Genomic DNA, 15183 nt, shown 5'->3' with positions numbered 1-15183 from the left:
GGCCCCGCCCACCCGGGGGCCGCGCGGCGGGGGTCGCCGCCGGGGGGGGCTCGGGGGGTGCTGTTTCGGGGCGCGGGGGGGGGGGGGGCCCCCGGGGGGGGGGGGGGGGCCCCGCCCACCCCCCCCCCCCCCCCGCGCCCCTGACGTTTGCAACGTCTCATCTGCCCAACAGCTCGCCGCCGTTGCAGTGCAGGATCTCGCCGGTGATGTAGCCCGCCTCCGCGCTCGCCAGGAAGAAGACCGCAGCCGCGACGTCCTCCGGCTCCCCCACGCGGCCCACGAGCGTCCGGCTCGCGCGGCGGACGAGTTCCACCTCGTTGAGGCGGTCGCCGAAGAACTCCGTGCCCGCCACCGTGCCCGGTGCGACCACGTTCGCGGTGATCCCGGACGGGCCCAACTGTGCGGCCAGGAAGTGGTTCCAGGCGTGCAGCGCGGCCTTGGACGCACCGTAGGAGCCGGCCCCGCGGACCGCCGCGATCGAACTGATCGTCACCACCCGTCCGCCGCCCTGCGCCAGCCGGTCCCGGACCGACTCGGTGAGCAGAACCGCGGTCAGCACATTGCGCTCGAAGTCGCCACGCCAGCGGGCCAGGACCGCGTGCGGACCCGCTCCGGCCCGGGACTCCCTGCTGCCCGCGTTGTTGACCAACACGTCTATCCGGTCCGGCAGTTCGCCCAAGAGCGACTCCACCGCCCCGGCGTCGGCGAGGTCACAGGCGAGCGGGCGGACCGAAGGGCCGAGGAGCTCGGCCGCCTCGACGAGGACGCCCTGCCGACGGCCGACGATGGTGACCTGGTCCCCGGCCTCGGCGAACCGACGGGCCACCGAGAGCCCGATCCCCGTCCCGCCACCGGTGACGACGACGTTTCTGCCCATCCGGGCGCCCCCTGTCTTCCTGACCTCGCGGCTCCGGGAATCCCGGAGCCCGCTGCGAGGCCGCTGCATCGTTGCCGCCTGTTTGCCGCGTATGTGCTGCGTGGTTGCCGCGTGGTTTCTGCGAGTCATCGAGAAGCTGTGAGGGGCCGACACGGCCCCCAACCGGTCGCTCAGAACACCGTGCGGATTCACGTGATTCCTACCACGCTGCCATTCGTCCCCTTCGCACCGGGTCGCCCCGACCCGCCCCCTCGGACCAAGCGCGCCTGGCATATGACGCCTCGAAGGATCACCGTGAGAGGGGTATCACATGGCCGGACCGTAACTTCGCGAGGCCAACTTTGTGTTAGAACTCGTGAGCCGGGGTTCCGGCGGATCCCGGCGCCCGGCCGCCGTCGCTGGGCGGCCGAAAGCGCACGGCGCGGGCGTGATCAGGGTGGTTGAGCGGCCTCCCCCGCGCCCCGCCGTGCGCGCACGCCCGACGTCCTCCGCGCACGTCCTCCGCGCACGTCCGCAGAACCGGGTCCGCACAACACCGTCCACACAACACGGGAGCGGGCCCGCACGCCCCGTTCCGAGGCTGTGCGGACCCGCTCCGTTAGTACTGCGCGAATGCGCTCAGCGCGCGTCGATCGGGACGTAGTCCCGGATGACCTCACCGGTGTAGATCTGGCGCGGACGGCCGATCTTGTTCGCGGGGTCGGTGATCATCTCCTGCCAGTGGGCGATCCAGCCGGGCAGGCGGCCCAGCGCGAACAGCACGGTGAACATGCTGGTCGGGAAGCCCATGGCCCGGTAGATCAGGCCGGTGTAGAAGTCCACGTTCGGGTAGAGCTTGCGCGAGACGAAGTAGTCGTCCGTCAGCGCGTGCTGCTCCAGCTTGAGCGCGATGTCCAGCAGCTCGTCGGCCTTGCCCAGCTGGGCCAGGACATCGTGGGCCGCGGCCTTGATGATCTGCGCACGCGGGTCGAAGCTCTTGTAGACGCGGTGTCCGAAGCCCATCAGGCGGACGCCGTCCTCGCGGTTCTTCACCTTGCGGATGAAGGCGTCCACGTCGCCGCCGTCGCGCTTGATGCCCTCGAGCATCTCCAGCACGGCCTGGTTGGCGCCACCGTGGAGGGGACCCCACAGGGCGTTGATGCCGGCCGAGATCGAGGCGAAGAGGTTGGCGTGCGAGGAGCCGACCAGGCGCACGGTGGAGGTGGAGCAGTTCTGCTCGTGGTCCGCGTGCAGGATCAGCAGCTTCTCGAGCGCGTTGACCACGACCGGGTTGAGCTCGTAGTCCTCGGCCGGGACGGCGAAGGTCATCCGCAGGAAGTTCTCGACGTAGCCGAGGTCGTTCCGCGGGTAGACGAACGGGTGTCCCTGGGCCTTCTTGAAGGCGTAGGCAGCTATGGTCGGCAGCTTGGCCAGCAGCCGCACCGCGGAGACGTAGCGCTGCTCGGGGTCGAACGGGTTGTGGCTGTCCTGGTAGAACGTGGACAGCGCGCCGACCACGGACGACAGCATCGCCATCGGGTGGGCGTCGCGGGGGAAGCCCTGGAAGAAGCGCTTGACATCCTCGTGCAGCAGCGTGTGCTGGTTGATGTCGTGCTCGAAGACCCGCAACTGCTCCGCGTTCGGCAGCTCTCCGTTGATCAGCAGGTAGGCCGTCTCCAGGAACGATCCGCGCTCGGCGATCTGCTCGATCGGGTAGCCACGGTAGCGAAGGATGCCCTGGTCGCCGTCGATGTAGGTGATCGCGGACTTGCAGGCGGCGGTGTTACCGAAGCCGTTGTCCAGCGTGGTCAGGCCGGTCTGGCCGAGCAGCTTCGAGATGTCGAAGCCGGCGTTACCAACGGTGGCGTCGACCACCGGGTACTCGTACTCGCCGCCCTGGTAGCGGAGTACTACAGAGTTGTCGCTCACGTCTTCCCTCATCACCAGCGGAATGACCCTGTTCAAGGGTTCAAGGGGTGCCCTGACTCCCTCCTACCTTCCCCCAGGCGGGTTACACCTGTGCAGGCGGGGTGGCCCAAAAGAGCCGAAGGTCACAAAGAAAAGGGCCATTCGCTTTCAAGTTCTGACAGCGGAACCTACCCCCGAGTCAGCCTATGGTCCAATGCCGTGTGTCGGCGACCTGCGGAAACCGCACGAACGGCCTGGCCGAGCGCGCGGCGGGATCCGACCAGTACCACCAGCTTCCTGGCCCGGGTGACGGCCGTGTAGAGGAGGTTGCGCTGGAGCATCATCCAGGCGCTGGTCGTGAGGGGGATCACAACGCAGGGGTACTCACTGCCCTGCGAACGGTGGATGGTCACGGCGTAGGCATGGGCGAGTTCGTCGAGCTCGTCGAAGTCGTAGTCGACGTCCTCGTCCTCGTCGGTGCGGACGGTGAGCTGCTGGTCCTCCACGCTGAGCGCCGTGACGACGCCCACCGTGCCGTTGAAGACGCCGTTCCGGCCCTTGTCGTAGTTGTTCCGGATCTGGGTGACCTTGTCGCCGACCCGGAAGGTGCGCCCGCCGAAGCGGCGCTCCGGCCGGTCCGGGCGGGCGGGGGTGACAGCCCCCTGGAGGAGGGTGTTCAGGTTGCCCGCACCCGCCGGACCGCGGTGCATCGGGGCCAGCACCTGGACGTCGCGGGTCGGGTCCAGCCCGAACTTGGCCGGAATCCGGCGGGCGACCACATCGACCGTCAGGTCGGCGGTGTGCTCGGTGTCCTCCTCGACGAAGAGGAAGAAGTCCGCCAGGCCGGTGGTGATCGGCGGGACGCCCTCGTTGATCCGGTGTGCGTTGGTGACCACGCCCGACTGCTGGGCCTGCCGGAAGATCTGGTTGAGCCGGACGGCCGGGACGGGGCTGCCCGGGGCGAGCAGGTCCCGCAGCACCTCCCCGGCGCCGACGGACGGCAGCTGGTCGACGTCGCCGACCAGCAGCAGGTGGGCCCCGGGCGGGACGGCCTTGGCCAGTTTGTTGGCCAGCAACAGGTCGAGCATCGAGGCCTCGTCGACGACGACCAGGTCGGCGTCGAGCGGGCGGTCGCGGTCGTAGGCCGCGTCTCCGCCCGGCTTCAGCTCCAGCAGCCGATGGACTGTGGCGGCCTCACCACCGGTCAGCTCGGCAAGCCGCTTGGCCGCGCGACCCGTGGGCGCCGCGAGCACCACCTTGGCCTTGCGGGCCAGTGCCAGCGTGACGATCGACCGGACGGTGAAGGACTTGCCGCAGCCTGGACCGCCCGTGAGCACGGCGACCTTCTCCGTGAGCGCCAACCTGACCGCCTGCTCCTGCTCCGGCGCGAGATCGGCTCCGGTCTGCGTGCGCAGCCAGGCGAGGGCACGCTCCCAGTCCACGTCGGCGAAAGCGGCCAGCCGGTCCTCGGGGGCACGCAACAGCCGGCCCAGCTGGGCGGCCAGGGAGACCTCGGCACGGTGGAACGGCACCAGGTAGACGGCGCTGACCGGCACGGCATGCCCGGTCTCGTCCTGCTCCTCGCCAGGGACCTGCTCGCGGACCACGCCCTCCTCCGCCACCAGCTCGGCCAGGCACTCGATGACCAGGCCGGTGTCGACGGCGAGCAGCTTGACCGCGTCGGAGATCAACTGCTCCTCGGGGAGGTAGCAGTGGCCCTGGTCGGAGGACTGCGACAGGGCGTACTGGAGGCCCGCCTTGACGCGCTGCGGACTGTCCTTGGGGATGCCCACCGCCTGGGCGATCCGGTCGGCGGTCAGGAAGCCGATGCCCCAGACGTCGGCTGCCAGACGATAGGGCTCGTTCTTGACCACGGAGATCGCGGAGTCGCCGTAGTTCTTGTAGATCCGGACCGCGAGGGAGGTGGAGACGCCCACCCCCTGGAGGAAGACCATCACCTCCTTGATCGCCTTCTGCTCCTCCCAGGCGGCGGCGATCAGCTTGGTGCGCTTGGGCCCGAGCTTGGGCACCTCGATCAGCCGGGCCGGCTCCGTCTCGATGACCTCGAGCGTCTCGACGCCGAAGTGGTCGACGATCCGCTCGGCCAGCCGGGGGCCGATGCCCTTGATCAGCCCCGAGCCCAGGTAGCGCCGGATGCCCTGGACGGTGGCGGGCAGGACGGTCGTGTAGTTCTCGACGGTGAACTGCTTGCCGTACTGGGGGTGGCTGCCCCAACGGCCGTGCATCCGGAGGCTCTCCCCCGGCTGGGCACCCAGCAGCGCGCCGACGACGGTGAGCAGCTCGCCCCCGCCGCGGCCGGTGTCGACGCGCGCAACCGTCCAGCCGGTCTCCTCGCTGGCGAAGGTGACGCGTTCCAGCACCCCCTCGACGACCGCCAGTTGGTTCATGGGCAGCACCGTAGCGGGTGGGTGTGACAGCTCGGGCGGCCCGCTGTTCTGTTCGATCGTGATCGAAAACGACCGAATAAATTTCTTTACGGCATTGCGCTCCCGGCGCCCCGTTTTTGTCAGTGGTGCGCGGAAGACTGTGAAGCGGCCCACAAGCCAAGGGCTCCCACACACCAGGGTCCCCTCCCTGGAGCCCACCTCCTCTGAGGAGCACAGCATGCTGAGCACCGACTACACCCCGGGCACACCTCGCTGGATCGACCTCGGCACCCCGGACACCGCGGACACCGCGGCCTTCTACACCTCCCTCTTCGGCTGGACGACGGAGGGCGCCGGCCCGGACACCGGCGGCTACGGGTTCTTCAGCAACGACGGCAAGCGCGTCGGCGGCTTCGGCCCACTGATGGAAGCCGGCGCGAGCTCCGCCTGGACCGTCTACTTCGGCACCGACGACGCCGAGGCCACCGCCAAGTCCGTCGAGCAGGCCGGCGGCACGGTCCGCGTCCCGGCCTCGGACGTCATGTCCTTCGGCCGGATGGCCCAGTTCTCCGACGGACAGGGGGCCCGGTTCGCCGTCTGGCAGCCGCTGCAGACCAAGGGCTTCGACGTCGTCAACGTCCCGGTCTCGCTCTCCTGGACGGAGCTGCACACCGCCGACGCGGCAGCCGCGAAGACCTTCTACCGCAACGTCCTCGGCTGGAGCCTGGCCGACCAGGACATGGGCGGCTTCACCTACACCGTCGCCTCCATGGGCAGCGAGGAGACCTCGTTCGGCGGCGTGATGGGCCACATGCCGGGCGAGACGGTCACCTACTGGGTGCCCTACTTCGAGATCGCCGACGCGGACGCCACCGCCGCCAAGGTCGCCGAGCTCGGCGGCCGGGTACTGCACGGCCCGGACACCCTGCCCGGCGTCGGCCGGATGGCCGCCTGCGCGGACCCGCACGGCGCGGTCTTCTCCATCATCAAGGGCGACACCCCGAGCTGACGTCCGTTCGGGCAGGCGGATCCGACAGTCCAGGCCGGGAAGAATCCGACACGGAACGCGGTTGAGGCACTGCGAAGGAGTCTCGACCGCGTCCCACCGGAGGATCTTGATGAGCCTGTACGACATGCCGCTGCACACCCTCGGCGGGGAGCCGACCAGCCTGGCCGCCTACGAGGGCAAGGCCGTGCTGCTGGTGAACGTCGCCTCCAAGTGCGGTCTGACGCCGCAGTACTCAGGCCTGGAGCGGTTGCAGCAGCAGTACGCGGAGCGGGGCTTCACGGTGCTGGGTGTGCCGTGCAATCAGTTCGGCGGCCAGGAGCCCGGCTCCGCCGAGGAGATCCAGACCTTCTGCTCGACCTCCTACGGCGTCTCCTTCCCGCTGCTGGAGAAGACCGACGTCAACGGCCCCGCACGCCACCCGCTCTACACCGAGCTGACGGCGACGCCGGACGCCGCGGGCGAGGCCGGCGACATCACCTGGAACTTCGAGAAGTTCCTGCTCTCGCCCAAGGGCGAGATCGTGGGCCGCTTCCGCCCGCGCACCGAGCCGGAGGCATCGGAGCTGGTGGCGGCCATCGAGGCGCAGCTGCCGGCCTGACACCCTCCTCGCCGCCCACGTCCGCCGGTAGTGTGTCGATCATGACCGACCTCACCTTCCGGCGGACCACTCGGGACGACCTGCCAGCGATCCTGGCCATGCTAGCCGCGGACTCGCTCGGCAGCGGACGGGAGAGCCCGGACGATCTGACGCCCTATCACGCTGCTTTCGAGCGCGTCGCAGCAGACCCGAACCAGCATCTGATCGTCGCGGTGCGGAACGGTGAGGTCGTCGGCACGTTGCAGTTGTCCGTGATCCCGGGGCTGTCGCGCAAGGGCGCCACCCGGACGATCATCGAGGCGGTCCGGGTCCGCGGCGACCAGCGCGGCAGCGGCCTGGGCACGGCGCTGATGGAGCACGCCATCGCCGAGTCGCGTCGCCTCGGCGCTGCACTGGTCCAGCTGACCAGCGACAACACGCGCCAGGACGCGCACCGCTTCTACGAGCGGCTCGGCTTCGTGGGCTCGCATGTGGGGTTCAAGTTGCCCTTGGAACAAGCCGACTGAGCGAGCGGCCCGGGGCGGGCAATCAGGTCAGGACGCCGCGTCGTCCTCCTCGTTGCGCTGGACGGTGCCGGGAGTGCCGTCTCCTCGCTGCCACTGCACCAGCAGCTCGTCCTTGGTGCCGAACCGGACCAGGTGCCGTCCGACGACACCCTCCAGCCGGTCGAGGTGCTCGGCGTCGCCCTCCACCGCCAAAAGCAGGGCGTCGGGCGTGGCCGTCATGGTCGCGGTGCCGAAACCGAAGGCGAGGGAGCCGAGGCCGGTCTCCTCGTCCCAGTTCGTCTCGATCTTGCGGCCGAGATGTGCGGCGAGCTGTTTGGCGTAGCGATGCGGGCGGTCGGTGGCCACGCGTGCTTGGGAACGAGGCATGGAACCCTCCAGAGAGAAGCCTTCACTATTAGGCGAGCCTAACGCATAATGAGTCTAGCTCTCTATTTGTTTCCCTGACCGCTCGGCCCGCAAGCGGACCCCGCACAGTCGATATCCTGGCCTCCCCCTACGCAGGAGCCCTTCCGTGACCGCCGCCACCCCGTCCGCATCCGCACCCGAGCCGATCCCCACCGAGGTCGAGTTGGCCGATGCGATGATGCGCGCCAGCAAGCGGATGCGCCGGGCCACCTTCCACCGCCTGGCACCGCACGGCCTGACGCCGTCGCAGGGACGGGCGCTGGACACCCTCGCCTGGGGCGACGGGCAGGGAATCCGGCTCAACCAGCTCGCCGAGCGCCTGCGGATCGCGCCCCGCTCCGCCACCACTGTGGTGGACGCACTGGAGGCGGCCGGCCTGGTCACGCGCTCCCCCGACCCGGACGACCGCCGGGCCACCCTGCTCAAGCTGACCGAGTCCGGCGACGCCGCGGTGGCGCAGATCGCGGCCGTCCGCCGCGAGGTCGCCGAGGAGTTCTTCGGTCCGGTCAGCGCCGCGGACCGGGTGTCCCTGCTGCAGCTGCTCCGAGTGGCCGAGGAGTCGTACGAGCTGGCTCATCCGCACCACCACGGTCCCCACGCCCATCCGCATCCCTGATGGGCCTGTCCCTGACAGCCGTACCCCCGACCGTCGCCTGCCCGCCCAACGTCACCTGCGCGAGCGCCACATCCCCGTTCCTCGCGACCCGGCGTCCGCCGAACGAGGCGAGCGCGACCCCGGCGATCACCAGGACAGCGGCGACCGCTGCCAGCGGCGTTATCGCCTCACCGCGCAGCAGCCACGCCGACGACATCCCGAACACCGGGACCAGCAACGCGAACGGCGCCACCACCGAGGCGTCGTGATGCCGCAACAGATGTCCCCAGAGGCCGTAGCCGACCAACGTGGCACCCCAGGCGACGTAGAGCAGCGCACCCACGCCGGTCAGGCCCAGATGCCCGACGGCCCGCAGGTCGGCGTGGGCGCCCTCGGTCAGCAGGGAGAGCACGCCGAGCGGTAGCGGCGGCACCGCGCTGATCCAGACCATCCAGCGCAGCGCATCCGGCGGGGCCGCCTTACGGGTGATGACGTTGGACAGCCCGAAGGCCGCGGCTGCGCCGATGACCAGCGCGAACGCCCCGAGCGGCCCCGCACCGCCGCGCTCCACCTGGTCGACGGCCGCCACCGCGATGCCGACCACCGCCACCCCCAGCCCGGCGAACCGCCGCCGGGTGATCCGCTCCCGCAGCAACACAGCGGCGAACCCGGCCGTGAAGACCGCCTGGCCCTGCAGCACCAGAGAGCTCAGCCCCGCAGGCATGCCGGCGCGCATGCCCTCGAAGAGCAGGCCGAACTGCAGGCCACCGAGCACCAGTCCGCCCGCCAGCACCCAGCGCCACGGCACCCCCGGCCGCCCGACCAGGAACACGGCGGGCACCGCGGCGACGACGAAACGGAGCGCGGAGAAGAGCAGGGGCGGACAGTGCTCCAGTCCGGCGTCGATGGCGACGAAGTTGACTCCCCAGACGGCGGCGACAAGGACGGCGAGTCCGCAATGGCGGGCGCTCAGGCTCATGCAGCGAGGATGACGCGGACGGTCTCTTGAGCACCAGCAAAGAGTTCTTCACCGTTTGATTCAGCATTGCTGAACGGTTGGACGAGCGCGCCCGAATCCGACGGACCGTCACCCGGATGACCAGCAGCGGTGGCGACAGCGTCAGATCACCTAAACCATCAAAGACATGACGCTCCGTTCGTTCACTGTCGTCGGCGCCCTGCTGGCGTTTCTTCTGCTGGGGCCCCAAGGCGGCCAGAACGCCGCGGCCGGAGCGCCGGACTCCACGCCCTTCGGCGGCTCGTCGCGGATCGGCGCCGTCTTCGGCTCCTCCCCCGGACGCCCCGACCACCACTTCTGCAGCGGCTCGGTGGTCGACAGCCCGACCCGCGACATCGTGGTCACGGCCGCGCACTGCGTCATCGGCCCCGGCTCGGGACACGCCCGAGGCGGCCTCACCTTCGTTCCGGGCTACCACGACGGCCGGCGCCCGTACGGCACCTGGTCGGTGGCCACCGTCGTCGCCGACGCGGCCTGGACCCGGTACGGCAACCCGGACGACGACGTCGCGTTCCTGATCCTCCGTCCGATCGGTCGGCACCGGATCGCGGACCTGACCGGCTCCGAGGCACTCTCCTTCAACCCCCACCCCGGCACCCGCGCCGTCACCGTCGGGTACCCGAGCAGGCGCGACCGTCCGGTCTACTGCATGTCCACGCTCCGGCGCTTCGGCGCACACCAGCTCGAGTTCGACTGCCCCGGCCTCCCCGGCGGCACCAGCGGCGGCCCGATGCTCGTCGGCACCGACTCCACAGCCCGGAGCCGCGGTGCGGTCGCCGGCGTCATCGGCGGCTTCCAGCAGGGCGGCGACACGGACGACGTCTCGTACTCCGCCTACTTCGGCCCCGCCATCGCCGCCGTCTACCGCGCCGCCCTGACCCACGGCTGAGCCCCGGCTGAGTCCTTGCTGTCCCTGACCGAGCCCTGACTGAGCCCTGACTGAGCCCCGGCAGGCATCTCGCCCGGCCGGCAGCCGCCGGACAGGCCCTAGGCTGCCCGCATGATGGATCTCGGACGACTGCGCGCCCTCCACGCAGTGGCCGTGCACGGCTCCGTGGGCCGCGCCGCCGCCGCGCTCGGGTACACGCCCTCGGCGATCTCACAGCAGATCAGCAAGCTCGAGCGGGAGACCAGGACCCCGCTGCTGGAGAAGCGCGGACGTGGCGTGGTCCTCACCGATGCCGCGCAGGAGCTGGCGCAGACCGCGCAGGCGGTGCTCGCGCTGGTGGAGCAGGCGGAGGTCGGCCTGGAGGCACGCCGCGGCGAGGTCACCGGGCGGCTCTTCCTCGCCGCGTTCGCCACCGCCGCGCGGGGTCTGCTGCCCACGGCCCTGGCCGACCTCTCCACGGAGCATCCCGAGCTGGAGCTGCGGGTCCTGGAGAGCGACCCCTATCTGATGGCCGAGCTGGTCGCGCGGGGCGAGGTCGACCTCGCGGTGGTGCAGGACTGGCCCAACACGCCGCTGGCCACGCCCGAAGGCGTCTCCCGTCGGCGCCTGGGTGAGGATCCGGTCGACGCCGTGCTGCCCGCCGACCATCCGCTGGCCGCACGTGAGGTGCTGACGGTGGAGGAGTTGAAGGGCCAGCGGTGGGTCAACACCCCGCCCGGCACCATCTGCCACGACTGGCTGCTCCAAACGCTGCGCGAGGCGGGCGAGGATCCGGACACCCGGTTCCAGGCGACGGAGTTCGACACCCAGATCGCGCTGATCCGCGCGGGCCTCTGCATCGGACTGGTGCCGCGTCTCGGCCGGGCGCCACTGCCCGCCGGTGTGGTCGCCCGGCCGATCGTGCCGGAGCCGACCCGACGTGTCTCCGTGCTCTGGCGCGAGCATGCGACTCGTCGTCCGGCGATCGCGGCGGCGCTCGCCGCCCTGCAGCGCCACTGGCCTCAGCGCTCGGCCGCCCCCGAACCGGAGTGCTCACCCGGACCCAAGCCCACATCCACACCCAGGCACGGTTCGGCCAAGGCTCAGGAACCGGAACACCGCCGCTCACGGGCCGGCCGATCATGACGAGCCGACGGCCCCGGAGCTGGTACGGCCGAGGGCGGCGGCGCCCTGCCCAGTCGCCGCCGCCCTCTCGGGCCCACCCTCGGCGCCCTGCCCTCCATCCTCACTGACGACCAGTCGGACCGCGCGCCGGAACCACGCACGTTGCGCCGCACGGGTGGGACCAGAGAGGCTCGGACCCGAGGTGATGAGGCAGCAGGACGACAGCACACAGGCAAAAGGCAACAAAGCACCACGATGCGGGCGAAGAGGTACAGGTGACGACAGGCCACCAGCCGACTGAAGGGCGGCAGGCAACAGACGGACCAGTGCGGGACGAACTCGACAACGAGCGTCCCGCGCACCCCCTTATCCGGCGATTGCGGGCTGCGTACTCTGGCCCGGAACGAGCGCCGCGTTGGGGGATGGGGGCGTCGATGCATGTCGTTGCCAGGGAACCGGAACCAGGGAATCCAGACGAGCCAGGGGCAGCAGGAGCAGCAGGAGATCCGGCGGAGGCACCGGAGTCGGGGCAGGAGCACCGGCTGAGGAGCCGAGCCGGGACACTGCCGCGGGCACGGGCACGCGTGCGGAGGATCCTGGGCCTGCTCGACGCCGTTCTCCCACTGAGTGCCGCGGGCCGCCTCGGTGGTGTACGCCGTCTCGGGTTCGTCGACCGTCCCGGTCGCGCCGCGCGACTCGGGTTCGTGGACTTGCTCGGGTTCGTCGGCCGCCTCGGTGTTCTCGGGCGACTGGCGCTGGTCGTCCCGGTGCTCGGCCTCCTGCTGGGGGTGGTCCTCAGCGCGTGCGCCGGCGGCCCCGCGCAGCGTTCCGACGCGCGCCCCGGAATGGTGGACGTGACCGTGGTCCCCGGCCGGCCCAGCCCGCCCGGCGGCGGATCGCAGGCCACCTCGACCGCTTCGGCATCCACTGGCGCGAGCCCTTCGGCACCGGCGCACACGCGCGCCGAGGCGACCCAGGCCCCGGCCGGTACCTCCGGCACAGCCGGTACCTCCGGCTCGGCCACGGAGACACTGCCGGTCGGCAGTTGTGTCGGTTCGAGCGCCGATCACTACGCGCCGGTCGCCTGCACTTCGTCGGCGGCCTACGCCCGGGTCATCGCCCGCCTGCCGCGCGGCGACGACAGCGGCAGCTCAGTCAGCGCATCCGGGACGGCGACCAGTTCTCCCTCGGCGACCGCGTGCCCGGCCGACACCGACTTCGTCCTCGGCCTGACCAAGGTCGACGCGGCGCATCCGCGGGGTGTCGACGCGGGCATCGCCTGTCTCCGCCTGCTGCAGGGACCGCACCCCGGCGATCCGGGTGGTGGCGCGAGCGGCTGGCTGTTGCCGGGCGACTGCCTCTACAACGCCGGCGGGAACGTGCTGCAGGCGATCCCCTGCCTCGGCGACGCCGACGGGCACCGCGCACAGTTCCGCATCACGCTGCTGGTCTCCGCTCCGAGCGCCTGCCCGCTGGGGACCGAGCAGACGATCGCGCTGCGCAATCCGGGCCAGGGCGCGCAGTACGGCTGCCTGGTGGACATGCTCCTCTGACACTGCGTCTGCAACTCAGGGGCGGCGCGGCACGTGGGCCACGCGCGCCTGGGCGATGCGCATGAGTGTTCGTGCTTGGGTGGCGCGTTCAGCGCTCGTCCGCCTCCGAATAGACCTGCCAGAGCGGGGGCGTCCCCTCCGCCACCCAGCCCCGGCCGATGGAGACGACGTCCAACTCGCGTCCGCTCGCCAGGCGGACGAAGGGGCGGCCGTCCGCGAGCAGGTCCCACGTCGCGCCCGCGATCGAGCCCACGATCACGGAGCCGAGGTAGAGGCCGGCGTCATGAGCGAACTCGCCCACTTCTTGCGGGTCCTCCCACTCGCGCCAGACCGGTGGCAGCAGATCCAGCGCGGACAGCGACTCGGGAGTGTCGTCCAGCGTCAGCCCCGCGTCCTCGGTGCGGGCCCGGAGCAGCGCGCACTCGCCGAGCATCGCGGCCAGGGTCGCGGGGTCGCCGACACCGTCGGGATAGCGGGCGGCCTTCGCCGCCGCCGCATCCCGACGCGGACGCCATCGGTCCAGAAAGGGGATCCCCATGCCTCCAGAGTGACACCCCAGCACCGACCGGCAACCTCACGCCGCGCGTCGGAACGCCGCAGATTCACCCGTCCCGGACTTGCCTCTCCCGTATTCGCCCGTCCTGCATTCACCGGTCCCGGATCGGCCGGTCCCGGATCGTTCGTCGGCACAACGCCGCAAGTCAGCCGCGCCCGTCAGCCGCCCAGCTCCACGCCCAGGTGTTCGCGGATCAGAGCGCGCAGCTCGCCGCCGTCGATCAGCCGAAGGGACCGGTGTTCCGCCGCCGCCAGCACCGCCTGCGGTTCGAAGCTGCCGGTGGTCGCCCAGATCGCCGCCTCGGCCGACTCCTCCTCCATGACCTCGGCGACGTTGCGCACCGCCTCGGCGCTCACAACCGCCGGTCGGCGGGCGACGCAGACGATGTGCGGGTCGTCCGGAAAGGCTCCGCCGTCCCCGTAGGCGACCGCGAGCAGGCCGTCGCGGCCAACCAGTCGGGCGTCCCAGTCCGGCAGACCCATGGCCGCGAACAACTCGGCCGCCAGCCCCGCGAACTCGCCCGGGGACAGCTCCTCGGGCACCGGAGCCGTCGCGCCGCCCACCGCGAAGGGCGTGACGGGCGCGGGCCCGTAGGGGTCCGTGGTCAGTCGGCACGGCAGCTCGCGCACCCGCGCCAGCGCGTCCTCGTGGGAGCCAGGCAGCAGGGTGCGCGCGTAGAGGTCGGGCCGCCGGGCGTCCAGGGTGAGCAGAGTGGACTCCCCCGCCTCGGCCGTGACGACCCGTCCGTTCAGCACCACCCCGTCCAGATGCGATTCGGTGTCGGCTGCCAGCACCGCATCCAGGGCGCGCAGCACGACGCGCGCGACCAGCAACAAGTAGCGCGCGACGCACTCCTCGCGCGGGCGCGGGATCGGCTCCACGCCCCCCTCTGAGTCGTCGGACGCCACCCGGAAAGAGAGTGCCGGGGGCACCACCCCGACACCGGGGAGCAGCAGGTCGACCACGGCGGTTCTGGTCAACGGTCGGTAGACCACCCGCGCGGGCACGTCGAGGCCGGGAAGTCGGCCGGCCGCGGCCAACGCGCGTTCCAGCACCGACTCGACGGCGACCTGCTCGCCCAACTCGTAAGAGCGGCGGTAGTCCACCAGGCGCTCGTTGTAGCCGCGCACGGCGTTGGCGCGCTCCTGCTCCTCGCGCTCGTACTCCCGCCGGACCCCTTCGGCCCGGTCGCGCAGTTCACGCTCCTGCTCCCGGTACTGGCGCAGCGCCCGCTGGTGGTCGAGCCGCGCGGTCATCAGCCGTTGCTGGTAGGTGGCGTCGAGCAGGGCACGCCCGGGCTGGCCCGCGGGGACCTGTCCGGGATCGGGCTCGTAGTCCGTCCAACGCGGAGGCTCGGAGACGGCGGTCGGCGGCAGCGGCCGGGGCACGTACTCGCGGCGCAGGGCGTCGAAGTCGACGGCCGGGGACGGCTCGGCCGCCAGGTCCAACAACTCGTCCAGTCGCCGCTCGGCGTCCTCGGCCACCTCGGTGTACTGCTGCGCGAGCATCGCCCGCCGACGTCCCGTCACTTCTCGGTCCCCTCCACCGGGCCGCTCCCGCCGCGATTGGCCCAGCATCTCATCAGCAAGCCCGTCCATCTGCTGAATCAGTCGCAACGCCCGCGTCCGGGGCTCAGTCCGGTCACTCGTCGGGGTTGTACAACGCGACCATCAGATGCACCGGCACCCCGTCGGCGACGCTCGGCTAGTGATCTGGTCTTGAGGTTGTTCGTCGCCTCGTGAGTTCTGTGGTGTACCGAGTTCTGCCAGGGGGCTTTCGGGTCCGGCTGGTTGGCGGTG

At 71.1% G+C, this 15183-nt stretch carries 14 protein-coding genes; 7 read left to right on the top strand and 7 right to left on the bottom strand.

Features of this window, described 5'->3' with window-relative positions:
* Positions 1-157: 157 nt before the first annotated feature.
* The 3 genes from ABH928_RS36165 to ABH928_RS36155 form a co-directional block, all read right to left on the bottom strand.
* The gene (locus ABH928_RS36165) at positions 158-877 is read right to left on the bottom strand and encodes an SDR family NAD(P)-dependent oxidoreductase (RefSeq protein ID WP_370072992.1); all 720 of its coding nucleotides are present in this window, start codon (positions 875-877) and stop codon (positions 158-160) included.
* Between the two features lie 618 nt (positions 878-1495).
* Positions 1496-2797: a citrate synthase gene (locus tag ABH928_RS36160; RefSeq protein ID WP_370072991.1), complete on the bottom strand. Its 1302-nt coding sequence runs from the start codon at positions 2795-2797 to the stop codon at positions 1496-1498.
* 155 nt (positions 2798-2952) lie between these two features.
* Positions 2953-5172, bottom strand: coding sequence for an ATP-dependent RecD-like DNA helicase (locus ABH928_RS36155; RefSeq protein ID WP_370072990.1), 2220 nt, complete (start codon positions 5170-5172; stop codon positions 2953-2955).
* Between the two features lie 217 nt (positions 5173-5389).
* On the opposite strand from ABH928_RS36155, the gene ABH928_RS36150 reads away from it, so the two are divergent.
* The 3 genes from ABH928_RS36150 to ABH928_RS36140 all read left to right on the top strand — a co-directional run bounded on the left by ABH928_RS36150 (position 5390) and on the right by ABH928_RS36140 (position 7264).
* On the top strand, positions 5390-6160 hold the full coding sequence (locus ABH928_RS36150; protein ID WP_370072989.1) for a VOC family protein: 771 nt from the start codon (positions 5390-5392) through the stop codon (positions 6158-6160).
* 109 nt (positions 6161-6269) lie between these two features.
* On the top strand, positions 6270-6758 hold the full coding sequence (locus tag ABH928_RS36145) for a glutathione peroxidase (RefSeq protein ID WP_370072988.1): 489 nt from the start codon (positions 6270-6272) through the stop codon (positions 6756-6758).
* Between the two features lie 41 nt (positions 6759-6799).
* Complete coding sequence (locus ABH928_RS36140; RefSeq protein WP_370072987.1) at positions 6800-7264, top strand: N-acetyltransferase family protein; 465 nt, start codon at positions 6800-6802, stop codon at positions 7262-7264.
* Positions 7265-7291: 27 nt separating this feature from the next.
* Here ABH928_RS36140 and ABH928_RS36135 read toward each other — a convergent pair whose 3' ends face one another.
* The gene (locus tag ABH928_RS36135) at positions 7292-7630 is read right to left on the bottom strand and encodes a DUF2218 domain-containing protein (RefSeq protein WP_370072986.1); all 339 of its coding nucleotides are present in this window, start codon (positions 7628-7630) and stop codon (positions 7292-7294) included.
* Positions 7631-7775: 145 nt separating this feature from the next.
* Here ABH928_RS36135 and ABH928_RS36130 point away from each other — a divergent pair, with 145 nt between their 5' ends.
* Positions 7776-8285, top strand: coding sequence for a MarR family winged helix-turn-helix transcriptional regulator (locus tag ABH928_RS36130; protein WP_370072985.1), 510 nt, complete (start codon positions 7776-7778; stop codon positions 8283-8285).
* Here the strand turns inward: ABH928_RS36130 and ABH928_RS36125 are convergent.
* Complete coding sequence (locus tag ABH928_RS36125) at positions 8176-9237, bottom strand: EamA family transporter (RefSeq protein WP_370072993.1); 1062 nt, start codon at positions 9235-9237, stop codon at positions 8176-8178. The two genes, ABH928_RS36130 and ABH928_RS36125, sit on opposite strands and share 110 nt — an antisense overlap.
* A gap of 172 nt (positions 9238-9409) precedes the next feature.
* Between ABH928_RS36125 and ABH928_RS36120 the strand changes: the two genes are divergently transcribed.
* The 3 genes from ABH928_RS36120 (at position 9410) to ABH928_RS36110 (ending at position 12828) form a co-directional block, all read left to right on the top strand.
* Positions 9410-10171: a serine protease gene (locus ABH928_RS36120; RefSeq protein WP_370072984.1), complete on the top strand. Its 762-nt coding sequence runs from the start codon at positions 9410-9412 to the stop codon at positions 10169-10171.
* Positions 10172-10282: 111 nt separating this feature from the next.
* On the top strand, positions 10283-11296 hold the full coding sequence (locus tag ABH928_RS36115) for a LysR family transcriptional regulator (RefSeq protein ID WP_370072983.1): 1014 nt from the start codon (positions 10283-10285) through the stop codon (positions 11294-11296).
* A gap of 683 nt (positions 11297-11979) precedes the next feature.
* Positions 11980-12828 (top strand): hypothetical protein, encoded by an 849-nt coding sequence (locus ABH928_RS36110; protein ID WP_370072982.1) that lies wholly within the window; start codon positions 11980-11982, stop codon positions 12826-12828.
* Positions 12829-12916: 88 nt separating this feature from the next.
* On the opposite strand, the gene ABH928_RS36105 is transcribed toward ABH928_RS36110, so the two are convergent.
* Positions 12917-13366: a DUF6278 family protein gene (locus ABH928_RS36105; protein WP_370072981.1), complete on the bottom strand. Its 450-nt coding sequence runs from the start codon at positions 13364-13366 to the stop codon at positions 12917-12919.
* Between the two features lie 176 nt (positions 13367-13542).
* On the bottom strand, positions 13543-14913 hold the full coding sequence (locus ABH928_RS36100) for a restriction endonuclease (RefSeq protein WP_370072980.1): 1371 nt from the start codon (positions 14911-14913) through the stop codon (positions 13543-13545).
* Between the last annotated feature and the right edge of the window lie 270 nt (positions 14914-15183).

Origin of the sequence: Streptacidiphilus sp. MAP5-3, assembly GCF_041262505.1 — a bacterium.
Taxonomy (GTDB): domain Bacteria; phylum Actinomycetota; class Actinomycetes; order Streptomycetales; family Streptomycetaceae; genus Streptacidiphilus.
This window is presented reverse-complemented; position numbering and strand designations above follow the sequence as displayed.